Raw genomic sequence first — 21,282 nt, 5'->3', positions numbered from 1 at the left:
GCAAGTCCTAGTTTTCGGTTATTCCCAGCTGCACATTTTATAAAGATGACTTGCCCGAAGCTGACCTCGGTTCGCCGAAAAAAGCCAGCCCCAATAAAGGAGTAAATAGAATGCGTTATCTTCATACAATGGTTCGCGTCAAAGACCTGGACGCCTCGCTTGCCTTTTACACCACGCTGTTCGGGCTGGAGGAGATTCGCCGCCACGAAAACGAAAAAGGCCGCTTCACCCTGGTTTTCCTGGCCGCCCGCGACGATCTCGACCGTGCGCGCAGCGAAAAGGCTCCCTGCCTCGAGCTTACCTACAATTGGGACACGGAAGATTATAGCGGAGGACGCAATTTCGGCCACCTCGCTTATGAGGTCGACGATATTTACGCGACCTGCCAGAATCTGATGGACAACGGCATCACTATCAACCGGCCGCCGCGCGACGGCAACATGGCCTTCGTGCGCTCGCCCGATGGCATCTCGATCGAAATCCTGCAGAAGGGCAGCCCACTTCCAGCCACTGAGCCCTGGGCGTCGATGGGCAATACCGGCGCCTGGTAAGGGTTTTCGCCGCAAGGCTTTTGCGAGGCTTGCGGCTTTTTCGATTTCGGGTCCGGCCGGCGCCTCGGCGCTTGCCGCGATCCGACGCCGCAGGCAATCTCCTGGCGACTCGAAGCGGAAGAGAAGCGTTTTCGCTTATTTTCCGCATCAACTGGAGACTGTCGCTTGCGTAAGATGCAGATGCGGATGCCCGTGATGGGCGCTTTGCTGATCGCCACCTCGGTTCTGGCACTGTCCGGCTGCGCGTCGGACAAGAAGGCGCTCGATGCGGCGGCGACGAATCCGGTGGTTCCGGCGGTGCAAGCCGCAGCACCGCAAGTGGCCACGGCAGCGCCTGCAAGCCCTGCCCCACGTTCGGTCTATACCGATCCCCGGCTCGTCAACGTCTCCGGCGTCGAGGGCGCGCCTCAGGTCGTGGCACAGGATCCGAATGCAGCCGTCCCGCCCGCTGGCTCGGCAACGGCGGCGCCTGCCAATATCGGCGGGCTCGTCCTGCAGTCGACCCGGATCAACGCGCAGGCGATGAGCATCTTTTCCGATCATCAGCCGGCGCCGCAGAACAACAGCACGTCGACTGTCATTCAGCCGCAGGCCTATGTGCCGGTGGAAGGTGCAGCACCGGCGCGAAGCAGCGTCTACAGCCAGCCGCCCGTGCCCCAACAGCCGGCAGAACCGGTGCTGCCGCAGCAATCCTCGCAGAATAACAGCACGCAGCTTGCGCCCGTGCAGACGGCGTCCTTGGCGACGGGCAGCATTCCGACCTCGACGATGAACGCGCTCTACAGCGCGCCGAAGCAGAACCTGCTCGGCAGCCTCTCGGGCCTGCTGCACAAGGCGGCCCTGCCCGGCATGACGCGTATCGGGCCGAATGGGCTACATCTCCAGAACGACAAGGTCGAGGTCGGCTGCTTCAAGCCCGACCTGCTGAAGGTGATCAAGATGGTCGAAAGCCATTTCGGCCGGCCGGTCATCGTCACCTCCGGCTATCGCGACGAAGAACACAACCGCCTCGTCGGCGGTGCTGACGAATCGATGCACAAGAGCTGCGAGGCCGCCGACATCCAGATCGACGGCGTGACGAAATGGAATATCGCCGCCTATATCCGCTCATTGCCGGACCGCGGCGGCGTCGGCACCTACTGCCACACGGATTCGGTTCACCTCGATACCGGCAAAACCCGCGACTGGAACTGGGGCTGCGGCGGCAAACGTGCACCGATAACGACGGCAAGAGCGATCTGACGGCCGCGCGATTTCGACATTACGTTACGGCAGCGCCGCCTCGTCTCGTTAAAGAAACAAGTGGCAGCCTATTGATTCAGCTTCAATAATCGGCGTCTCGAATGCAGTCGGTTTTCCTGTCATTTTTTTGAAAGAAAACCGCAATTGCCGCTTGCGGGATTTAAAACGCCTGACTATAAGGGCGCCACCACGAAGGAAGCGCCCTTCGTCTATCGGTTAGGACACCAGATTTTCATTCTGGGAAGAGGGGTTCGACTCCCCTAGGGCGTGCCACTTTCTCTTCATCAAGAAGCCATCACTTCCGCTTGCAGAAGCCAGCGCGCGCTCCTATTTTAACGGGGCTGCCTGCGCCCTTCGTCTATCGGTTAGGACGACAGATTCTCATTCTGTAAAGAGGGGTTCGACTCCCCTAGGGCGTACCACTCCTGGTGATAGGCCGTCGTCTTCCGTTTCGATCGACGTTGGCCGGCCCTATGAGTCCCCTCGAGGAGAACCCTTCGGATTCGCGCGACGTTGCCCATCCTAGCTGCCGGCTTGATTTTTCTCCGCTCCGCCGTAGCCTGCGCCTCGATTTTCCACAGGAGCAAAAAAATCGGCGAAAACGATGATTTTTTCGTGTCTTGGCGCTTGCGGCCTTCGAAGGTGCTGACTATAAGGGCGCCACCACGAAGGAAGCGCCCTTCGTCTATCGGTTAGGACACCAGATTTTCATTCTGGGAAGAGGGGTTCGACTCCCCTAGGGCGTACCACTTTCTCTCCCTTGACACTTCCCATCCTCATCGCTCTTGCGCGACTGCTCTATTTCGCCGGCGCTGCATCGCAGACGCGCAGCTGGATGCGGCGTGCGCCCTGGTAGTGGTCGGCACCGAGCGAACCGGCGACATGCAGGTTGGCGCCGCGTGAATTGATGAGAAGATTGCCAAGCGGCGTATCGGCGGCGCGGAAGGCGATGCCGTCGAGCCGCGATCCGTCCATTGCCTCCAGCGTCACCTTCACATGTTTCTCGCCGACGAGGCGGGCGTCGCGCAGACGATGCGCCGGCACGGCAAAGAGCGGCTGCGCGTGGCCGGAGCCATAAGGGCCGGCGGCCTCCAGGCGGTCGATGAGTTCGAGGCTGGCGCCGCTTGCGCCGATCGCACCGTCGATCTTCAAGGTCTCGTTGGCGACGAGGCCTGCCACCGTTTTTGCCGCTCTCTCCGTGAAGAAGGTCCGCAGCCTGCCGAGATCGGCGCGCTCGACCGTCAGGCCCGCGGCCATGGCGTGGCCGCCGCCTTTGACGAGCAGACCCTCGTCGACTGCGGCCCGGACCATCCTGCCCATGTCGAAGCCGTTGATCGAGCGACCCGAACCGGTGCCCCGGCCGGAAGGATCGAAGGCGATCGCGAAGGCAGGCCGTTTGAACTTTTCCTTCAGCCGCGCCGCAATCAGGCCGACAATGCCGGGATGCCATTTCTCATGGGCGGTGACGATGACGGACGCGCCCTCGCCGTCGCCATATTCGGCGAGCGCCTCGGCTTCCGCCTCCTGCAGCATGATCGCCTCCATCGCCTGGCGTTCGCGGTTGAGCTCGTCGAGACGCTGGGCGATCATTTCCGCCTCACCGGCGTCATCAAGCGTCAGCAGCCGGCTGCCGAGTGCCGCGTCGCCGATCCGCCCGCCGGCATTGATGCGCGGGCCGATCAGGAAGCCGAAATGATAGGGTGTCACCGGGCCGGCCAGCCCCGCCTTGCGGAACAGTGCTGCCAGCCCGGCATTGCTCTGGTGGCGGGCAGCGACCAGCCCCTTGACCACATAGGCGCGATTGAGGCCCTTCAGCGGCACGACATCGCAGACCGTCGCAAGTGCGACGATATCCAGCCATTGCAGCAGATCGAGCGCCAGGATGCGCTTGTTGCCGGCCGCGCGCAGCATCCGGAGCGTCGCGACCAGCACCATGAAGACGACGCCGGCGGCGCAAAGGTGCCCCTGCCCCGAGAGATCGTCCTCGCGGTTCGGGTTGACCAGCGCATGGCAGGACGGCAGCTCATGTGTCACCTGGTGGTGATCGATGACGACGACATCGATATTGCGCGCGGTAGCGGCGGCCAACGCCTCGTGGCTGGTGGAGCCGCAATCGACGGTCACGATCAGCTGAGCGCCATTGTCGATCAACTGGTTGATCGCCGCCGGATTGGGGCCGTAACCTTCGAAGACGCGGTCGGGAATATAGATGGTCGCCTTGACGCCGAAATGACTGAGAAAACGAAACATCAGCGCCGAGGAGGCTGCGCCGTCCACGTCATAGTCGCCGAAGATCGCGACGCTCTCACCACGCTCGATCGCGCGCAAGAGGCGGTTCGCGGCCTTTTCGCAATCGGTCAGCTTATGGGGATCGGGCATCAGGCTGCGAATCGTCGGATCGAGGAATTCGATCGCCTCGTCTACCGTCACGCCGCGCCCGGCAAGCACCCGGGCGATCAGGTCCGGCAGTCCGTGGATTTGCGACATGGCCAGCGCGCGGTTCTGCCCGGCCTGGTCGAGCCGCGCGACCCAGCGATTGTCGAGCGCGGATTTCTCCACGCCGAGAAACGCGCGCTGTACGGGATCGACGAGATCTGCCATGCCACACTCCGCTGACTTCATCTGCTCTTTCTACAGGAGCAGCGGAGATAACATAGCGATGGATTTGCAGACACGGATTTTTACCAAAACACCGCCCAGATGATCATGGCGATGCCGGCGAACTGCACCAGCAGGAACGAAAACAGCGTCAGCAGAATGGCCCAGTTGCGGCCTTCCGTGTTTTCCTCGTCATCAGCCTCATCAGAGATCTCTTGAGGAATTTCACGGTAGGCCGGCTTGAGGATTTCCTCAGGCAAATCAGGATGGTTCGGCGGCACGTCGCTCGGGTAGCCATACCCCTTCCCGGCGTGGCTGTCCTTGCTCATGAAATTCTCCACCCAGACGACTCACCATCTTAGGTTTAGTTATATCAATATTTCGGTATCTGTTAATATAGCCTTCCGTAACGAAAGGTTGAATAGATAACAAAAAAACCGCCCTGCAGGGACAGGGCGGCGCAATGGTCCTCCGGGACGAGAAAAAGGCTCAGCCTTCCTCTTTCGGCCGCTCGATGCGAATCACCTGCGGCTCGCCGAAGAGGTAACCTTCCGACTTGATCGAGGCGACCGCCTTGCGCACCGACTCTTCCATCGTCGCATGGGTGACAAGGATGATCGTCTGGTGGTGCGATGGCGCCAGGTGCTGCTTGGAGCGCTGGACGATCGATTCCAGCGAGATGTTGTTTTCGGCCATGCGGGTTGCGACGCTGGCAAAGACGCCGGTACGGTCGAGCACGGTCAGGCGGATGAAATAGCCGCCCTCGTGGCTCTGCATCCGCGCCTTGCGGTAGGGCTCCAGCGTCGTTGCGGGATGACCGAGCACAGGCACGCGCTGGGCGCCCGGCTGGCTCTTGGCGATATCGGCGATATCGCCAAGCACCGACGAGGCCGTGGCGTTGCCGCCGGCACCAGGGCCGACCATCAGCAGTTCGCCGAGCACGTCGGATTCGATTGCCACCGCATTGGTGACGCCATCGACCTGGGCGATGACCGAATCGACCGGCACCATCGTCGGGTGCACGCGCTGCTCGATGCCGGTATCTGTGCGCTGGGCAACGCCTAAGAGCTTAATGCGATAGCCGAGCTCGGCAGCGGCGTGGATATCCTCGATCGAGATATTGGTGATGCCTTCGAGATAGATGTCGTCGGCCGCGATCTGATTGCCGAAGGCGAGCGTCGTCAGGATGGAAAGCTTGTGGGCCGTGTCATTGCCCTCGATATCGAAGGCTGGATCAGCCTCGGCATAACCCAGCCGCTGCGCTTCCTTGAGGCATTCGGCGAAGGAAAGCCCCTCCTTCTCCATCTTGGTCAGGATGTAATTGCAGGTGCCGTTCATGATGCCATAGATGCGCGAGACGGAATTGCCCGTCAGCGATTCACGTAGCGCCTTGATGACCGGGATGCCGCCGGCGACTGCCGCCTCGAAGTTCAGCAGCGACCCCTTCTCCTCGGCGATCGTCGCAAGCTCGACGCCGTGATAGGCAAGCAGCGCCTTGTTGGCTGTCACCACATGGAGACCACGCTGGAGTGCCGTGCGCACGGAGATGTTGGCAGCCCCTTCGGCGCCGCCCATCAGCTCGACGAAGACGTCGATATCGCCCTTTTCGGCAAGCTCCTCCGGCCGGTCGAACCAGGCAACAGTGGAAAGATCGATGCCGCGATCCCTCGCCCTGTCACGCGCCGAGACAGCCGTGATGGTGATCGGACGACCGCAGGTAACGGCAAGCTCGTTGCTTTTCTGCTGAATGATGCGGACAAGCGAGGCGCCAACGGTGCCCAAGCCCGCAATGCCGATTCTGAGGGCATCTGCCATGGATCGATCCTGAAATATCTGTGTGGCGGCAGCCGCCGGACGCGGCTGCCGGAGAGTTGGATTAGCGGTGTGCGTTCAGCGAGATGACGTTGTGCATCGTCTCGTCTGCCGTCGACATGAACTTCTTGATGTTGCGCGCAGCCTGGCGGATGCGGTGTTCATTTTCGACAAGGGCCAGACGGACGTAGTCGTCGCCCATTTCGCCGAAGCCGATACCCGGGGCAACGGCGACGTCGGCCTTCTCGACCAGCAGCTTGGAGAATTCCAGCGAACCGAGATGACGGAACTTTTCCGGGATCTTCGCCCAGGCAAACATCGTCGCAGCCGGCGGCGGCACGTCGAACCCGGCCTTGCCGAAGCTTTCGACCATGACGTCGCGGCGACGTTTATAGACGTTGCGGACTTCCGCAATGTCGGAACCATCGCCGTTCAGCGCATGCGTCGCCGCCACCTGGATCGGCGTGAAGGCGCCGTAGTCGAGATAGGACTTGACGCGGGTGAGCGCCGCGATCAGCCGCTCGTTGCCGACGGCAAAGCCCATGCGCCAGCCGGGCATGGAGAAGGTTTTCGACATCGAGGTGAACTCGACGGTCACGTCCATCGCGCCCGGCACTTCGAGAACCGACGGCGGCGGGGCGCCGTCAAAGTAGATTTCCGAATAGGCGAGGTCGGAAAGCACGATGATGTCGTGCTTTTTCGCAAAGGCGATGACGTCCTTGTAGAAATCGAGCGTCGCGACAAAGGCCGTCGGGTTCGAGGGATAGTTGAGGATCAGCGCCAAGGGCTTCGGTATCGAATGCCGGACCGCGCGTTCGAGCGGTTCGAAGAAGCTCGCATCCGGCTCCACCGACATGGAACGGATCACGCCGCCCGCCATCAGAAAGCCGAAGGCATGGATCGGATAGGTGGGGTTCGGGCAGAGGATCACGTCGCCAGGCGCGGTGATTGCCTGCGCCATGTTGGCGAAGCCTTCCTTGGAGCCCAAGGTGGCGACGACCTGGGTATCCGGGTTGAGCTTGACGCCGAAACGGCGGGCATAATAGGCGGCCTGGGCGCGGCGCAGGCCCGGAATGCCCTTGGAAGAGGAATAGCGGTGCGTGCGCGGATCCTGCACGACCTCGCACAGCTTGTCGACGATCGACTGGGGAGTGGGAAGGTCGGGGTTTCCCATGCCGAGATCGATGATATCGGCACCGCCCGCTCGCGCGCTTGCCTTCAAACGGTTGACCTGTTCGAAAACATAAGGCGGCAAACGCCGGACTTTGTGAAACTCTTCCATCTCATTCCCCATGGAAAGGCGGCATTTCGGGCCGCAGTCGAAGTTCGTTCCGTCTCCCGGCGGCTGCGACACGAACTTCAGAATCGCAACGCCGTATTCATCAGACCCAAGCGACGCGGCGAATCTTTGACGGAAAGGCCGCGTAACGCGCTTTATCGGGAAAATTGTATCTTCCGATCCTTGCCGAAGGCTTTGCGTCCAAATTGCCTGAAAGGCAAGGTCTATTTGGAGATTTCAGACAGCGTATCGGTGCCGTGCTCGGCGGCGAGACGCCGCATTTCGGCGACCTTGGCCTGATATTCGGCTTCCGAAAGCGCGCCTGCCTTGCGCCGGGCGGCAAGTGCCGTCAGCTGATGCTGCAGTTCGGCCGCCTGCTCGTCGCTCATCTGGACATTGGCGGCGGTCAGCGGAGCGCCGAAATTCGGATAGCCGTCCGGGTATTTTGCAAGGCCGCCCTCGGCCGCCTCGCCCTTGGTGGCCGGCATGACGACGGCGGTCGGCGCCGCTCGCTTGGCGGCGGCGGCGGCTTTTTGTTCCGCCGTCAGATTGCATCCGGCCAGAGCCATCGCTGCCGCGGCGCCGATCAGTGCGGTGCGGTTGAAGGTTGCGATGCGCCGAATGCCGTTCTTCGTCATGCCTTAAAAATCCAGTTTTGACTGCTTCGACTGTTAAATTTGTCGCAGCCACAAAGCAATAGCATGAGCCGATGCGGGTGGAACTTGTTTTCTCGTTCGATCACGATGTACAACGAATGGATAAAAAGAGTGGTGCTGCCGCCGGAGGAAATGGTGACCGACAGCAAGCAGGAGAATGGCGGCAAGACCGGCTTCGACGCGACCGATCTCGATCCCTATCTGTTGAAGGATCCTGAGGCCATGGCGATGAATTTCGCCCGGGCGCTCGAAAATCTCGGACAAGCAGCGTCTGCCTGGCTTGCGCCGCGCGAACGCGGCGAGATCAGCGAAAGCGCCGCCGATCCGATGACCGACATGGTCAAGACGCTTTCCAAGGTCACCGAATACTGGATTTCCGATCCGCGCCGCACCTTCGAGGCACAGACGCAGCTGATGTCCTCGTTCTTCGGCATCTGGATGCGCTCGATGCAGCGCATGCAGGGCGATCCCACGCCACCCGAGCCGGACACCCGCAAGGACAAGCGCTTTTCGGACGAGGACTGGCAGAAGAATCCGTTCTTCGATTTTCTCCGCCAGGTCTATTTCGTCACGACCGACTGGGTGGAAAAGATGGTGTCGGAGACCGAGGGCCTCGATGAGCACACCAAGCACAAGGCCGGCTTCTACGTGAAGCAGATCACGGCAGCGCTTTCGCCGACCAACTTCGTCGCCACCAATCCGCAGCTCTACCGCGAGACGATTGCGACCAGTGGCGCCAATCTGGTGCGCGGGATGAAGATGCTGGCCGAGGATATCGCTGCCGGACATGGCGACCTTCGCCTTCGCCAGACCGACATGACGAAATTCGCCGTCGGCCGCGACATGGCGCTGACGCCAGGCAAGGTGATCGCCCAGAACGATATCTGCCAGATCATCCAGTACGAGGCATCGACCGAAACGGTGCTGAAGCGGCCGCTTTTGATCTGCCCGCCCTGGATCAACAAGTTCTATATTCTCGACCTCAACCCGCAGAAATCCTTCATCAAATGGTGCGTCGACCAGGGGCAGACCGTCTTCGTCATCTCTTGGGTCAACCCGGATGCGCGCCACGCCGACAAGGACTGGGCGGCCTATGCCCGCGAGGGTATCGATTTCGCGCTGGCGACGATCGAGAAGGCGACCGGCGAGAAGGACGTCAACGCCGTCGGCTACTGCGTCGGCGGCACGTTGCTGGCGGCAACGCTGGCGCTGCACGCCAAGGAGAAGAACAAGCGCATCAAGAGCGCGACACTCTTCACCACCCAGGTCGACTTCACCCATGCCGGCGACCTCAAGGTCTTCGTCGACGAGGAGCAGCTTGAAGCACTCGAAGAGCATATGCAGGCGGCCGGCTATCTCGACGGCACGAAGATGTCGATGGCCTTCAACATGCTGCGCGCCTCCGAGCTGATCTGGCCGTATTTCGTCAACAACTACCTCAAGGGCCAGGATCCCCTGCCCTTCGACCTGTTGTTCTGGAACGCCGATTCGACCCGCATGGCGGCGGCAAACCATGCCTTCTACCTGCGCAATTGCTATCTCAAGAATGCGCTGACGCAGAACGAGATGATCCTCGACGGCAAGCCGGTGTCGCTGAAGGACGTGAAGATCCCGATCTATAATCTCGCCACCCGCGAGGATCACATCGCACCTGCCAAGTCCGTCTTCCTCGGCAGCCAGTTCTTCGGCGGCAAGGTGGAATTCGTCGTCACCGGCTCGGGACATATCGCCGGCGTCGTCAACCCGCCCGACAAGAAGAAATATCAATATTGGACGGGTGGTCCCGCCAAGGGGGACTACGAGACCTGGCTCGAACACGCGACCGAGACGCCGGGATCGTGGTGGCCACATTGGCAGGCCTGGATCGAGATGCATGACGGCAGACGCGTGCCGGCGCGCAAACCCGGCGGCGATGCGTTGAACGCGATCGAGGAAGCGCCGGGGAGTTATGTGATGGAGCGCGCCTGAGAAGGCCCAACACATCTCTTTTTGAGACGTCGAAAGAAAGAGCGACGCCGCGTAAACAAATTAGAAACCATAATTCGTCATCCTTGCGAGACAGTCGGACGTCGCGGGTGGTCTAAATTCGGCCCATTTGCGCCTGTACCGGCCCCCGGCGAAGTTTAGTCAGTCAGTGCCGCCGGCCTGCGTAGCGAGTTTGAAAGACGAGTGTAGTATGGCGTGTGCGGTCGGGACGTTGGATGACGTCACCCCTCTTGGCGGATCTGCTTTCCGTTGGCGCAGATCTCGCGGTTTCCTTTACGGTGTTGTCGGCGCCGGATTTTTGACCTCCACCTGGCTGATCGCAACCTTCGCGACGATGCACTCGATAGCCGCTCCCTATTCTCCGCCGGATCGTCTGGCACAGCTCGGCACTGCGCCGAAGGTTGCGCCTTCACCGCGCCATGAGAGGCTGATCCATGTCGGCAAGGCCGACCGACTGACCGCCTTCGATGCGAAGCCGAAGGTCCCGCTGACGGCGAGCCTCATTCAATCCCATGCCGAAAAGACCGCCGCCGCTGCAACAGCACTGGCGGTTCTCGCCAAAAACAATCGGCTCGCCATGGCTGCCGAGCAGCCGGTCGTGGCAGCGATCTCCGACAGCGCCAAATTCCGCAAGGACGACGTGATCGCGGCGGCGCCGGTCGAGATCGCCTCGGCAGAGACGGAAGAAGACGACGGCGACCGGATCATCGTTCCCTCGAAAGAGGCGGTCGCTGCAGCCGAACTCCCGACCCTGCTTGCTCTTGCCGATGCCGGATCCCGGCAAATCGCGCCGTCTCCGGTCGAGCCAGCTGCACCTCCCCTCAAAACGGCCTCGATTCCCGCATCTGAACCAGCTCCTGTAGTTGTCGCCGCCGCGGAAGACGCGCCACCCTTCGATCTCGTGCTGGCGCCGGACGACGGTTCGGTGCCGCTGCCGATGGCGCGTCCCGACGGATTGATTGGCAAACCGACACCGGCCTCCAAGGGTTCGCAGCGCTCCGCCGAGCCTGTGCTTGCCTACGCCCAGCCGAACTCGCCGATCGAAGATGACGAGGACGATGCAGTGCCGCGCTACGACAAGCCGGTCTTCTCGCCCAAACTGCGCGCAGGCGTGGCGATCTACGATATCGAGAACAGCACCGTCTATCTGCCGAACGGCGAGCGGCTCGAGGCCCATTCCGGGCTCGGCAAGATGCGCGACAAGCCGCGTTTCGCCAACAAGAAGATGCGCGGGCCGACACCGCCGCACACCTATGTTCTTACCATGCGCGAGAGCCTTTTCCACGGCGTCGAGGCGCTGCGGCTGACACCCATCGAGGGTTCGGACGCCATCTATGACCGTGTCGGCCTGCTCGCCCACACCTACATGCTCGGCAAGAACGGCGATTCCAACGGCTGCGTTTCCTTCAAGGATTACAAGCGCTTTCTCGCCGCCTACAAGCGCGGCGACATCAAGCAGCTCGTGGTGGTGCCGCGGCTGAACAACAAACCGTCTTCGACGCTCGCCTCGCTGTTTTCGCGGCGCAGCTGAGGATGGCGAGCCACCGCCGCTTGCCCGGCAGCGGACGCTACGTCAACCAGGCTGCGATTCGCTCTACCGCCTCGGCGATCTCCGCTTGCGAGCCCGCATAGGAGAGACGCAAGCTTCGATTTCCCTCCAGCGGATCGAAATCGAGACCGGGCGTTGCGGCGACGTCGATTTCCGCGAGCATGCGTTTGGCAAAGCCCATGCTGTCATTGGTGAAGCGGGTGACGTCGAGATAGGCGTAGAAGGCGCCGTCCATCGGCGAGGCGATGGAAAACCCGATCTGCGGCAGTCGCCGCATCAGCAAATCGCGGTTGGCGGCATAGCTCGCCTTGTAACGATCGAGCTCGGCGCCGGCGCTCAGAGCGGCCGTGGCGGCGATCTGGGAAAGCTCGGGCGGGGAAATATAGAGGCTCTGCGCCACCCGCTCGATCGGCCGAACCAGGCGCTCGGGAAGCACCATCCAGCCAATTCGCCAGCCGGTCATGCAATAATATTTGGAGAAGGAGTTGATGACGATCGCCTCGTCGGTCAGCTCCAGCGCGCTCGCCTCCTCACCTGCGAAGGTCAGCCCGTGGTAGATTTCATCGGAGATGAAGGCGATGGAATGGGCCGCGCAGTAATCTGAAAGCGCCTTCAGTCCCTCGCGGCCGGTCACCGTACCCGTCGGGTTGGCGGGGCTTGCGAGCAGCACGCCTTTCAGCCTCATGCCGCTTTCCTTCTGCGCCGCTTCGAGGCTTTGCGGCGTCAGGGTGAAGTGGGTCTCGGCCGTTACAGGCACTTCGAGAACCTTCAGGCCCAGCGCACCGAGGATATTGCGATAGGCGGGATAACCGGGTCTTGCGATCGCCACCGCATCACCGGCATCGAAGAGCGACAGGAAGGCGAGATTGAAGCCGGCCGAGGAACCGGTGGTGATGGCGATGCGCTGGGGATCGATCTCCAGGCCATGGCGATCCTTGTAGTGCCAGGTGAGCGCCGATTTCAGCCGCGCCATTCCCAGTGCATCGGTATAGCCGATCCGGCCTTCGGCAAGGGCTGCGCGCGCCGCTTCGAGGGCCGCCTGTGGGGCGGGATGCGAGGGTTGACCGACGGCCATCGAGATGACGGGGTGGCCGGCCGCACGCCGCTTCGTCGCCTCTGCCAGGACGTCCATGGCGTGAAAAGGCTCGACTTCGCTGCGTTTCGATATGGAAAACAATGTCGTTTCTCGCTCAGCTTCTTCAATCACGGCCCGACAATTGCCGCATTAATCGGCTCATCACAATCCCGCGAGGGCCGCGCGGGGATGAAAAATTCTGGTTTGAGCAGAACCGAACGCACCGTACCTTGACGCGACGCATTCAAGTCCATTAACCCGGCGACGGTCTTCTCGATGAAGAGACGACCATATCGCCGATGACGAGGATATCATGGCATTCTTCCCGAAGACCTTCACCGCACTGGCGCTTGCCGCATTGATCGCCCTTCCGCTTCCGGCGGCAGCGCTCGACGATCAGCAGAAGAAGGAGTTCGGCGAATTCATCAAGCAATACCTGATCGAGAACCCCGAGATCATGCTGGAAGTCCAGGATGCGCTGCAGAAGAAGCAGGAGGCCCAGCGGTCGGTGAAAGCCAATATGGCGATCGAAGAGAACACCACCGACATCTTCGAATCGAAGAACGACGTCACGCTCGGCAATCCCAAGGGCGATGTCACAGTCGTCGAATTCTTCGATTATAATTGCAGCTACTGCCGCCATGCGCTTCCCGACATGCAGGCGATGCTGAAGAAGGACAAGAACGTCCGTTTCGTCCTCAAGGAATTCCCGATCCTCGGGCCGGATTCGGTCGCCGCCCACAAGGTGGCCGACGCCTTCCGCAAGCTCGCACCGGAGAAATATGCCGATTTCCACGTCGCCCTTCTCGGCACCGAGGGCCGTGCCTCTGACGAAACAGCGGTCGCGGTCGCTGCCTCGCTCGGCGTCAGCGAGGACAAGATCCGCGCCGAGATGGCAAAGAGCCCGAATGACGGAATCGTCCAGGCGACCTACCAGCTCGCCTCCAGTCTCGGCATCAGCGGCACGCCCTCCTATGTGATCGGCAACGAACTGGTGCCCGGCGCCGTCGGGCTCGACGATCTCGAAGCCAAGGTTAAGAACATGCGCAGCTGCGGCAAGACCGCCTGCTGAGCAAACCGCCCGCCGAACGATAGCCCATCAAATCGCCAAAATCGAAGCGTTTCAACCATGTGGACAAATGTGGCACGATTGCCGCTGGCCAATCCGTAAGGGCTTTCATTCAGCCTTCGCGGAGTCTATAGGTTGCCGTCGTACATTTTACGGAACATTCGATGACGCAAACGATTTTTGTCCTGAACGGGCCCAACCTGAACATGCTGGGTAAACGAGAGCCCGGCATTTATGGCGGCAAGACGCTCAAGGACATCGAGGCGGACTGCAAGGCTGCAGGCCGCGAACTCGGATTTGATATCGATTTCCGGCAGAGCAACCACGAAGGCACGCTCGTCGACTGGTTCCATGAGGCCGACGACAAGGCCGCCGGCGTTGCCATCAACGCGGGCGCCTATACGCATACATCGGTCGCGCTGCATGATGCGATCCGCGCTATTTCCATTCCCGTCGTCGAGCTCCACATATCCAACGTGCATGCACGGGAAGAATTCCGCCATAAGTCGATGATCGCGCCGGCATGCAAAGGCGTGATCTGCGGCTTCGGGCCTCACAGCTACATCCTGGCGCTCCACGCGCTGAAGAACATCACGGCATAAGAAGAAGACAGGGCAACACCATGGCTGAAAAGAAATCGGGTATCGACCAGGCACTGATCCGCGATCTCGCTAATATTCTCAACGAAACGGATCTGACCGAGATCGAGGTCGAGCAAGACGACCTGCGCATCCGCGTTTCGCGTGCCGGCACGCCGCAATATGTCCAGGCGCCGATCACAGCACCGGCCTTTGCCGCGCCCGCAGCCACCGCTGCGGCAGCTGCTGCCGCGCCTGCCGCAGCTCCCAGCCGCAACCCGGCCAATGTCGTCAATGCACCGATGGTGGGTACCGTTTACATGGCGCCGGCTCCGGGCGCGCGTCCCTTCATCGAAGTCGGCGCAACCGTCAAGGAAGGCCAGACATTGATCATCATCGAAGCGATGAAGACGATGAACCAGATCCCCTCGCCGAAGTCAGGCAAGGTGACCGAGATCCTCGTCGATGACGGACATCCCGTCGAATACGGCCAAGCCCTCGTCGTCATCGAATAGGCCGATGCCCATGATTTCGAAAATCCTCATCGCCAATCGCGGGGAAATCGCCCTTCGCGTGCTCCGGGCCTGCAAGGAACTCGGCATCGCCTGCGTGGTGGTTCATTCCACCGCCGACGCCGATGCCATGCATGTGCGCCTGGCCGACGAAAGTGTCTGCATCGGCCCGCCCTCCTCGCGCGAGAGCTATCTCAACATCCACCAGATCGTCGCCGCCTGCGAGATCACCGGCGCTGACGCCGTGCATCCGGGCTACGGCTTTCTGTCGGAGAATGCCAAATTCGCCGATATCCTCGAAGCTCACGGCATCACCTTCATTGGGCCGACGGCCGACCATATCCGCATCATGGGCGACAAGATCACCGCCAAGACGACGGCGCTCGAGCTCGGCATTCCCGTCGTTCCGGGGTCGGACGGCGAAGTCAAGACCGAAGAGGATGCGCTGAAGACCGCCGCTGAAATCGGCTATCCCGTGCTGATCAAGGCGACGGCCGGCGGCGGCGGACGCGGCATGAAGGTCGCCAAGAGCGAGGCCGACCTGATCGAGGCCTGGTCGACGGCGCGCACGGAAGCGGCAGCCGCCTTCGGCAACGATGCCGTCTACATGGAAAAATATCTCGGCAAGCCGCGCCACATCGAAATCCAGGTGTTCGGCGACGGCGAAGGCAATGCCATCCATCTCGGCGAGCGCGACTGCTCGCTGCAGCGGCGCCATCAGAAGGTCTGGGAAGAGGCGAATTCGCCGGCACTCAACGTCGAGCAGCGCATGAAGATCGGCCAGGTCTGCGCCGACGCCATGAAGAAACTGAAATATCGCGGCGCCGGCACGATCGAATTCCTCTACGAAAACGGCGAGTTCTATTTCATCGAAATGAACACCCGCCTGCAGGTGGAGCATCCCATCACCGAAGCGATTACCGGCATCGACCTCGTGCACGAGCAGATCCGCGTCGCTTCCGGAGGCGGTCTCTCAGTGACGCAGGATGAAGTGCATTTTTCCGGTCACGCCATCGAGTGCCGCATCAATGCCGAGCACCCGCGCACCTTCGTGCCCTCTCCCGGTACGATTACGCATTTCCACGCGCCGGGCGGCCTCGGCGTGCGCATCGATTCCGGTGCCTATCAGGGCTACAAGATCCCGCCCTATTACGATAGCCTCATCGGCAAGCTGATCGTGCACGGCCGTACCCGCGTCGAATGCATGATGCGCCTGCGCCGGGCGCTTGACGAATTCGTCGTCGACGGCATCAATACGACGTTGCCGCTGTTCCAGGATCTTGTCTCCAACCAGGATATCGCCAACGGCGACTACGACATCCATTGGCTGGAAGACTACCTCGCCAAGACACCGGCGGCATAGGACAGGAATGGCAGGATCGCGCAGGAAGTCACCAGGCATAACCCCTGACATTCTCCTGCGCGCCTATTCCATCGGCCTCTTCCCGATGGCTGAATCCGCCGATGACCCGGAGATCTTCTGGGTCGAACCGGAACTGCGCGGCGTGCTGCCGCTCGACCATTTCCACGTGTCGAAGAGCCTTGCCAAGACAGTGCGCAGGAAACCCTTCGAAATCCGGTTCGATCACGCTTTCGATCAGGTCATCGCGGCTTGCGCGGAGGAGACGTCCGGGCGCCCGAGCACCTGGATCAACAGGACGATCAGATCACTCTATTCGACCCTCTTCGACATGGGCCATGCCCACACCGTCGAAGCTTGGGAGAACGACGAACTGGTCGGCGGCCTCTACGGCGTCTCACTCGGCTCGGCCTTCTTCGGCGAAAGCATGTTTTCGCGCCGGACGGACGCCTCGAAGATCTGCCTCGTTCATCTGGTCGACCGGCTGCGGGAAAGAGGCTTCACCCTGCTCGACACGCAGTTCACCACCGAGCATCTGAAGACGTTCGGAGCTATCGACGTTCCGAAGGCCGACTATGCCGTGATGCTGTCTGCGGCGATGGAGTCGCCGCACCTGGCTTTCTGACGATCATTATTCGACGGAGGTTTGATCGAGCGGGACGATCCTCCGAGATGATCCTGCGGATAGCACATGAGGATCAGGCGCATAGGAGATGCCAGCCTAACGAAGATGCAGCTATTTCGCCTTGGCACCGTCAGGAGCCGGGACATCCGAGTTTGCCTTGCAGTCCTTCAGCCAGACGTCATAGATCGGGTGCTCGACGGCGTTGAGGCCGGGGCTGGCGGCGAACATCCAGCCGGTGAAGATGCGGCGGATCTTGCGGTCGAGGGTGATCTCGTCGACCTCGACGAAACCGTCGATCTTCTGTGCTTCCGACTGGTCGCGCGAATAACAGGTCTTCGGTGTCACCTGCAGCGCACCGAACTGTACCGTCTCATTGACATAGACGTCGAACGTCGTGATGCGGCCGGTGATCTTGTCAAGGCCGGAAAAGACGGCAACCGGATTTTCGATGCGTGCGGCATTTGCCGCAACTGGCGGAAGCAGGGCCGAGAGCGCCAGCAGCGATCCGGCGGCACGCAGCACCATGTTCCGCGTGAAGAGCTTCATGTGTACCCGTCTCCAGACATTTTCAGTTCACGGCCGCGGTCAAGCGCGGCCAACCTGCGGGTAAAGGTCAATTGTGGCCAAAAGCCGGGTCTTGGGATCGCCCGGTCGAGCCGTCTCAGTTGCCCGGCGTCCAGGCGTCGTAATCGCCGGTGACGCGCGGACGCTCGCCCGGAACGGCGATGGAGCCCGGCGGACGATAGGCCTGCGGCGAACCCGTATGGTTGGGCCGGTGCGGCTTCTGCCAATCCTTGGCGACGTAGTTTTCCTTGGACGGAGGAACATCGGTGCGATGATGCATCCAGCCATGCCAACCCGGCGGAATGGCGGAGGCTTCGGCATAACCCTTGTAGATCACCCAGCGCTTCGGCAGACCGTAGGAAGACATGCCGCCTTCGTAGTAGACGTTGCCGAATTCATCCTCGCCGACGCGCTTGCCAAAACGCCAGGTCGCAAAACGCGTGCCCATCGTCTGACCGTTCCACCAGGTAAAGGTCTGAACCAGAAGATTCCACATGTCTTTTCCTTGTGCCCGCCAGATGCGAGCCAAACCAGAATTCGTTTCCTCGCTTATGCCGTCGCCAAGCCGAATTGTCCAGCGATTCCGCGACAGTCACGGGTCATTTCAAAGCCATCTTGAAGCCGAGATGCGAGGGCTTGAAGCCCAGCCTTTCGTAGAAACGATGGGCATCCTTGCGTATCGCATTCGAGGTCAAGGCAACCCGCCCGATACCGCGGCCTTTTGCCTCGGCAATGGCGAATTCAATCATCAGTCCGCCGACCCCCTGCCCGCGCATATCGGCGCGTGTCTGCACCGCCTCGATAATCATCGCCGAGGAGCCACGGCCGGTGAGCGAAGTCGTCACCATCGTCTGAAAAGTGCCGACGACCTCGCCGCCGCGCTCTGCGACGTAAAGCGTCTGGTCGGGCGAGGCCTCGATGATGGCAAATGCCCTGACATAATCTGGAAAGGCTTCAGCTTCGGTGGTATCCCCGTGACCGCCGAGTGCGTCGGCCGAAAACATAGCCACCAGCGCAGGCAGGTCGTCCTTGCAAGCTTCACGGATATTCAAATCTTGTGGCATCACACTTTTCTACCTATGTAGGAATCGGACGATGATTGTTGCAGAAGGAAAAAGGCGGATGTTCTTGAGCGATATCCGTGAGGTCGGATACTCCGCTAGGGACATTTGGCTTAGAATTGCACTATCAACACTAGTGATTGTTCTCGGCTTCTGGCTTTTCGATGGAACTTTGAATTCGTTTTTCCTGTCCGTCCTCTGTGGGCCGCCAATTGCGTACTACCTATTTTGCAATCTTTATATCCTGATCTTTTCATCCAATAAGACGATCATTGCGATAGGCCCAAATGGCTTTAAAGATCTTCGGCTAATGCAAGAATTAATTCCGTGGCCGGCAGTCGCACGCATCGAGGCGGCGGCACCCACGCTGGCGCAAAGGATTTTGCGAACAATTTATCTGGTTCTGGGCAACCTGTTGTCGGCATCGCCGGGAACGGACGCAGAAGGCACCGGAGATACAATCGCTGTCTGGTGTCGACCAGGCAGCATTCAGGGTCGCAAACCGGTGTTCTCACTATTCCATACCGCACGTGCCACGAATGAACTTCGGCAACTGCGCATCGAAACGAGTGGCCTTACCGTCAGCACGGAGCGACTGCTGCAACTGCTCCAGACCTACCACAGCCACCACAAGGCACTCAGCGATACGGGCGTTTAACCCGCCAAGCGCTTCTCCAACACCAATGCCGGAATGCCGGATTGTCCGGCCCCGTCATTCTCGTTGCGGCCGATCTCGGTGAAGCCGTGCGTGAGATAGAAGGCGATCGCCGCAGCGTTTTGCGGTTCGACTTCGAGGCGCATGATCTCCGCATCGGGAAAGCAGGTTTCGAGTTCGGCGAAGATATCGCGGCCGATACCCTGGCGCTGCAGCGCCGGCCTGACATAGAGGAGATGCAGCATGACCGTTTTCGTCAATGCCTGCGACATTGCCGCATAACCCATGCCGCCGATATTGCGGCCGTCATCGGCAACGAGGAATTCGGCATCCTTTCGCACCAGCCGCGCCTTCAGCGCCGCCGGCGAAAAGAGATGGGTGATCAGTTCGTCGACCCTGGCCCTGCCATGCAGGCCGTCATAAGTGGCATGAAAGCTCTCCACTAACAGCGCGCGCACCTTCTCCAGGTCGCGCTCGCCGGCGGTGCGGACGAAATACACCGCTTACTCCTCGATGCCGAGCTTCGCCTTGACGAGGGCCTGGACGGCCTGTGGATTGGCCTTGCCGCCGGTCGCCTTCATCACCTGGCCGACGAACCATGCTGCCATGGTCGGCTTCGCCTTGACCTTTTCGACCTGATCGGGATTGGCGGCGATGATCTCGTCCACGGCCTTTTCGATCGCGCCGGTATCCGTCACCTGCTTCATGCCGCGCGCCTCGACGATCTCGGCAGGATCGCCGCCTTCGGTGAGCACGATCTCGAAGAGATCCTTGGCGATCTTGCCGGAGATGGTTCCGGCCTTGATGAGATCGATGATGGCGCCGAGCTGGGCCGGCGAAACCGGCGTCTGCTCGATGTCCTTGCCGGTCCGGTTCAGTGCGCCGAGCAGATCGTTGATCACCCAGTTGGCCGCCGTCTTGCCGTCACGGCCTGCGGCGACCGCTTCGAAATAATCGGCAATCGCCTTTTCGGAAACGAGCACTGAAGCATCGTAGATCGACAGGCCGAGATCGCGCACGAAGCGCTCCTTCTTGTCGTCGGGCAGTTCCGGCAGATCGGCTTCGAGCGCCTTGATGAAGGCATCGTCGAATTCGAGCGGCAGCAGATCCGGATCGGGGAAATAACGATAGTCATGCGCATCCTCCTTGGAGCGCATCGACCGCGTCTCGCCCTTGTTCGGATCGAACAGGCGGGTCTCCTGATCGATCTTGCCACCGTCCTCCAGAATGCCGATCTGGCGACGGGCTTCGTATTCGATCGCCTGACCGATGAAACGGATGGAGTTGACGTTCTTGATTTCGCAACGCGTGCCGAAATCTTCGCCCGGCCGGCGGACGGAGACGTTGACGTCGGCGCGCATCGAGCCCTCGTCCATGTTGCCGTCGCAGGTGCCAAGATAGCGCACGATCGAGCGCAGTTTGGTCATATAGGCCTTGGCCTCGTCGGACGAGCGCATGTCGGGCTTGGAGACGATCTCCATCAGGGCAACGCCCGAACGGTTTAAATCGACATAGGACATGGTCGCGTGCTGGTCATGCATCGACTTGCCGGCATCCTGCTCCAGGTGCAGGCGCTCGATGCCGATCTCGATATCCTCGAACTGGCCCTGGCGGTCCGGCCCGAGAGAAATGACGATCTTGCCCTCGCCGACGATCGGATCCTTGAACTGCGAGATCTGATAGCCCTGCGGCAGGTCGGGATAGAAATAGTTCTTGCGATCAAACAGGGAGCGCTTGTTGATCTGGGCCTTCAGGCCGAGGCCGGTGCGAACAGCCTGCTTGACGCATTCCTCGTTGATGACAGGCAGCATGCCGGGCATGGCGGCGTCGACCATCGAGACGTTCGAATTCTGCGGCTTGCCGAATTCCGTCGAGGCGCCGGAGAAGAGCTTCGAATTGGACAGCACCTGGGCATGGACTTCCATGCCGACGATGACTTCCCAGTCGCCGGTGGCGCCGGGGATGAAGCGTTTCGGATCAGGCGTGCGGACGTCGACAAGGGTCATCTGATGCTCTTTGCAGGCTGTTCTTTTCCACTGGTGAGGTAAAGGAAATGGCGTGCCGGTGCAAGGCTTTCGCCATGACGCGCATTGCGGTTTTGCCGTCCATT

Annotated in this window: 21 protein-coding genes and 3 tRNA genes; 13 read left to right on the top strand and 11 right to left on the bottom strand. The window is 60.9% G+C overall.

The window, feature by feature from the left end:
- The first annotated feature begins 110 nt into the window (after positions 1 to 110).
- From gloA to G9X68_RS10295, 5 genes are all read left to right on the top strand, one after another.
- Positions 111 to 551, top strand: a complete 441-nt coding sequence (gene gloA / locus G9X68_RS10315; protein WP_017988206.1) for a lactoylglutathione lyase — start codon at positions 111 to 113, stop codon at positions 549 to 551.
- Between the two features lie 174 nt (positions 552 to 725).
- Positions 726 to 1,793, top strand: coding sequence for a D-Ala-D-Ala carboxypeptidase family metallohydrolase (locus tag G9X68_RS10310; protein ID WP_420878184.1), 1,068 nt, complete (start codon positions 726 to 728; stop codon positions 1,791 to 1,793).
- Between the two features lie 198 nt (positions 1,794 to 1,991).
- Positions 1,992 to 2,066, top strand: a tRNA-Glu gene (locus G9X68_RS10305).
- Positions 2,067 to 2,140: 74 nt separating this feature from the next.
- Positions 2,141 to 2,215 (top strand) — tRNA-Glu (locus G9X68_RS10300).
- 252 nt (positions 2,216 to 2,467) lie between these two features.
- Positions 2,468 to 2,542 (top strand) — tRNA-Glu (locus G9X68_RS10295).
- A gap of 49 nt (positions 2,543 to 2,591) precedes the next feature.
- Here the strand turns inward: G9X68_RS10295 and recJ are convergent.
- The 5 genes from recJ to G9X68_RS10270 all read right to left on the bottom strand — a co-directional run bounded on the left by recJ (position 2,592) and on the right by G9X68_RS10270 (position 8,120).
- Positions 2,592 to 4,394, bottom strand: coding sequence for a single-stranded-DNA-specific exonuclease RecJ (gene recJ, locus G9X68_RS10290; RefSeq protein WP_171602301.1), 1,803 nt, complete (start codon positions 4,392 to 4,394; stop codon positions 2,592 to 2,594).
- Positions 4,395 to 4,474: 80 nt separating this feature from the next.
- The gene (locus G9X68_RS10285; RefSeq protein ID WP_129420740.1) at positions 4,475 to 4,720 is read right to left on the bottom strand and encodes a hypothetical protein; all 246 of its coding nucleotides are present in this window, start codon (positions 4,718 to 4,720) and stop codon (positions 4,475 to 4,477) included.
- 160 nt (positions 4,721 to 4,880) lie between these two features.
- Positions 4,881 to 6,206 (bottom strand): homoserine dehydrogenase, encoded by a 1,326-nt coding sequence (locus G9X68_RS10280; protein WP_171602300.1) that lies wholly within the window; start codon positions 6,204 to 6,206, stop codon positions 4,881 to 4,883.
- Positions 6,207 to 6,267: 61 nt separating this feature from the next.
- On the bottom strand, positions 6,268 to 7,485 hold the full coding sequence (locus G9X68_RS10275) for an LL-diaminopimelate aminotransferase (protein WP_018445590.1): 1,218 nt from the start codon (positions 7,483 to 7,485) through the stop codon (positions 6,268 to 6,270).
- Between the two features lie 221 nt (positions 7,486 to 7,706).
- Complete coding sequence (locus G9X68_RS10270) at positions 7,707 to 8,120, bottom strand: hypothetical protein (RefSeq protein WP_171602299.1); 414 nt, start codon at positions 8,118 to 8,120, stop codon at positions 7,707 to 7,709.
- Between the two features lie 150 nt (positions 8,121 to 8,270).
- Here G9X68_RS10270 and G9X68_RS10265 point away from each other — a divergent pair, with 150 nt between their 5' ends.
- Both G9X68_RS10265 and G9X68_RS10260 read left to right on the top strand, forming a co-directional pair.
- A complete protein-coding gene (locus G9X68_RS10265; protein WP_244956162.1) occupies positions 8,271 to 10,106 on the top strand; it encodes a PHA/PHB synthase family protein in 1,836 nt (611 codons plus the stop codon).
- 208 nt (positions 10,107 to 10,314) lie between these two features.
- Positions 10,315 to 11,655, top strand: coding sequence for a DUF2778 domain-containing protein (locus tag G9X68_RS10260; RefSeq protein ID WP_171602298.1), 1,341 nt, complete (start codon positions 10,315 to 10,317; stop codon positions 11,653 to 11,655).
- A 37-nt stretch (positions 11,656 to 11,692) separates the two neighbouring features.
- Here the strand turns inward: G9X68_RS10260 and G9X68_RS10255 are convergent, their stop codons facing one another.
- Positions 11,693 to 12,850, bottom strand: coding sequence for a pyridoxal phosphate-dependent aminotransferase (locus tag G9X68_RS10255; RefSeq protein WP_171602297.1), 1,158 nt, complete (start codon positions 12,848 to 12,850; stop codon positions 11,693 to 11,695).
- A gap of 211 nt (positions 12,851 to 13,061) precedes the next feature.
- Between G9X68_RS10255 and G9X68_RS10250 the strand changes: the two genes are divergently transcribed.
- The 5 genes from G9X68_RS10250 (at position 13,062) to aat (ending at position 16,892) form a co-directional block, all read left to right on the top strand.
- Positions 13,062 to 13,820 carry a DsbA family protein gene (locus G9X68_RS10250; protein ID WP_171602296.1) on the top strand — a complete coding sequence of 253 codons (759 nt, stop codon included), beginning with the start codon at positions 13,062 to 13,064 and terminating at the stop codon, positions 13,818 to 13,820.
- A 161-nt stretch (positions 13,821 to 13,981) separates the two neighbouring features.
- Positions 13,982 to 14,419 carry a type II 3-dehydroquinate dehydratase gene (aroQ, locus tag G9X68_RS10245; RefSeq protein WP_168316810.1) on the top strand — a complete coding sequence of 146 codons (438 nt, stop codon included), beginning with the start codon at positions 13,982 to 13,984 and terminating at the stop codon, positions 14,417 to 14,419.
- 20 nt (positions 14,420 to 14,439) lie between these two features.
- The gene (accB, locus tag G9X68_RS10240) at positions 14,440 to 14,910 is read left to right on the top strand and encodes an acetyl-CoA carboxylase biotin carboxyl carrier protein (RefSeq protein ID WP_171602295.1); all 471 of its coding nucleotides are present in this window, start codon (positions 14,440 to 14,442) and stop codon (positions 14,908 to 14,910) included.
- Positions 14,911 to 14,914: 4 nt separating this feature from the next.
- Complete coding sequence (accC, locus tag G9X68_RS10235) at positions 14,915 to 16,270, top strand: acetyl-CoA carboxylase biotin carboxylase subunit (RefSeq protein ID WP_171376082.1); 1,356 nt, start codon at positions 14,915 to 14,917, stop codon at positions 16,268 to 16,270.
- A gap of 7 nt (positions 16,271 to 16,277) precedes the next feature.
- Positions 16,278 to 16,892 (top strand): leucyl/phenylalanyl-tRNA--protein transferase, encoded by a 615-nt coding sequence (aat, locus tag G9X68_RS10230; RefSeq protein ID WP_171602294.1) that lies wholly within the window; start codon positions 16,278 to 16,280, stop codon positions 16,890 to 16,892.
- A gap of 111 nt (positions 16,893 to 17,003) precedes the next feature.
- Here aat and G9X68_RS10225 read toward each other — a convergent pair whose 3' ends face one another.
- From G9X68_RS10225 to G9X68_RS10215, 3 genes are all read right to left on the bottom strand, one after another.
- Positions 17,004 to 17,438: a DUF2155 domain-containing protein gene (locus G9X68_RS10225; protein ID WP_168308771.1), complete on the bottom strand. Its 435-nt coding sequence runs from the start codon at positions 17,436 to 17,438 to the stop codon at positions 17,004 to 17,006.
- A 115-nt stretch (positions 17,439 to 17,553) separates the two neighbouring features.
- Positions 17,554 to 17,952, bottom strand: a complete 399-nt coding sequence (locus G9X68_RS10220; protein ID WP_003539071.1) for an NADH:ubiquinone oxidoreductase subunit NDUFA12 — start codon at positions 17,950 to 17,952, stop codon at positions 17,554 to 17,556.
- A gap of 103 nt (positions 17,953 to 18,055) precedes the next feature.
- The gene (locus G9X68_RS10215) at positions 18,056 to 18,520 is read right to left on the bottom strand and encodes a GNAT family N-acetyltransferase (RefSeq protein ID WP_171602293.1); all 465 of its coding nucleotides are present in this window, start codon (positions 18,518 to 18,520) and stop codon (positions 18,056 to 18,058) included.
- A 31-nt stretch (positions 18,521 to 18,551) separates the two neighbouring features.
- Here G9X68_RS10215 and G9X68_RS10210 point away from each other — a divergent pair, with 31 nt between their 5' ends.
- Positions 18,552 to 19,175: a hypothetical protein gene (locus tag G9X68_RS10210; protein ID WP_244956147.1), complete on the top strand. Its 624-nt coding sequence runs from the start codon at positions 18,552 to 18,554 to the stop codon at positions 19,173 to 19,175.
- Here G9X68_RS10210 and G9X68_RS10205 read toward each other — a convergent pair.
- Together G9X68_RS10205 and gatB are read right to left on the bottom strand one after the other, a co-directional pair.
- Positions 19,172 to 19,672, bottom strand: coding sequence for a GNAT family N-acetyltransferase (locus G9X68_RS10205; protein WP_171602292.1), 501 nt, complete (start codon positions 19,670 to 19,672; stop codon positions 19,172 to 19,174). The genes G9X68_RS10210 and G9X68_RS10205 overlap by 4 nt on opposite strands.
- A 3-nt stretch (positions 19,673 to 19,675) precedes the next feature.
- Positions 19,676 to 21,178: an Asp-tRNA(Asn)/Glu-tRNA(Gln) amidotransferase subunit GatB gene (gatB, locus tag G9X68_RS10200; RefSeq protein WP_168308767.1), complete on the bottom strand. Its 1,503-nt coding sequence runs from the start codon at positions 21,176 to 21,178 to the stop codon at positions 19,676 to 19,678.
- Positions 21,179 to 21,282 lie beyond the last annotated feature (104 nt).

It is taken from the genome of Rhizobium changzhiense (assembly GCF_013087625.1).
In the GTDB taxonomy this organism is placed as follows: Bacteria; Pseudomonadota; Alphaproteobacteria; order Rhizobiales; family Rhizobiaceae; genus Rhizobium; species Rhizobium sophorae.
This window is presented reverse-complemented; position numbering and strand designations above follow the sequence as displayed.

Excerpts from the sequence above, each read along its gene's own strand:
- gloA (WP_017988206.1), top strand. The coding sequence starts at position 111 with ATGCGTTATCTTCATACAATGGTTCGCGTCAAAGACCTGGACGCCTCG.
- G9X68_RS10310 (WP_420878184.1), top strand. The coding sequence starts at position 726 with ATGCAGATGCGGATGCCCGTGATGGGCGCTTTGCTGATCGCCACCTCG.
- recJ (WP_171602301.1), bottom strand. The coding sequence starts at position 4,394 with ATGGCAGATCTCGTCGATCCCGTACAGCGCGCGTTTCTCGGCGTGGAG.
- G9X68_RS10285 (WP_129420740.1), bottom strand. The coding sequence starts at position 4,720 with ATGAGCAAGGACAGCCACGCCGGGAAGGGGTATGGCTACCCGAGCGAC.
- G9X68_RS10280 (WP_171602300.1), bottom strand. The coding sequence starts at position 6,206 with ATGGCAGATGCCCTCAGAATCGGCATTGCGGGCTTGGGCACCGTTGGC.
- G9X68_RS10275 (WP_018445590.1), bottom strand. The coding sequence starts at position 7,485 with ATGGAAGAGTTTCACAAAGTCCGGCGTTTGCCGCCTTATGTTTTCGAA.
- G9X68_RS10270 (WP_171602299.1), bottom strand. The coding sequence starts at position 8,120 with ATGACGAAGAACGGCATTCGGCGCATCGCAACCTTCAACCGCACCGCA.
- G9X68_RS10265 (WP_244956162.1), top strand. The coding sequence starts at position 8,271 with ATGGTGACCGACAGCAAGCAGGAGAATGGCGGCAAGACCGGCTTCGAC.
- G9X68_RS10260 (WP_171602298.1), top strand. The coding sequence starts at position 10,315 with ATGGCGTGTGCGGTCGGGACGTTGGATGACGTCACCCCTCTTGGCGGA.
- G9X68_RS10250 (WP_171602296.1), top strand. The coding sequence starts at position 13,062 with ATGGCATTCTTCCCGAAGACCTTCACCGCACTGGCGCTTGCCGCATTG.
- aroQ (WP_168316810.1), top strand. The coding sequence starts at position 13,982 with ATGACGCAAACGATTTTTGTCCTGAACGGGCCCAACCTGAACATGCTG.
- accB (WP_171602295.1), top strand. The coding sequence starts at position 14,440 with ATGGCTGAAAAGAAATCGGGTATCGACCAGGCACTGATCCGCGATCTC.
- accC (WP_171376082.1), top strand. The coding sequence starts at position 14,915 with ATGCCCATGATTTCGAAAATCCTCATCGCCAATCGCGGGGAAATCGCC.
- aat (WP_171602294.1), top strand. The coding sequence starts at position 16,278 with ATGGCAGGATCGCGCAGGAAGTCACCAGGCATAACCCCTGACATTCTC.
- G9X68_RS10225 (WP_168308771.1), bottom strand. The coding sequence starts at position 17,438 with ATGAAGCTCTTCACGCGGAACATGGTGCTGCGTGCCGCCGGATCGCTG.
- G9X68_RS10220 (WP_003539071.1), bottom strand. The coding sequence starts at position 17,952 with ATGTGGAATCTTCTGGTTCAGACCTTTACCTGGTGGAACGGTCAGACG.
- G9X68_RS10215 (WP_171602293.1), bottom strand. The coding sequence starts at position 18,520 with ATGCCACAAGATTTGAATATCCGTGAAGCTTGCAAGGACGACCTGCCT.
- G9X68_RS10210 (WP_244956147.1), top strand. The coding sequence starts at position 18,552 with ATGATTGTTGCAGAAGGAAAAAGGCGGATGTTCTTGAGCGATATCCGT.
- gatB (WP_168308767.1), bottom strand. The coding sequence starts at position 21,178 with ATGACCCTTGTCGACGTCCGCACGCCTGATCCGAAACGCTTCATCCCC.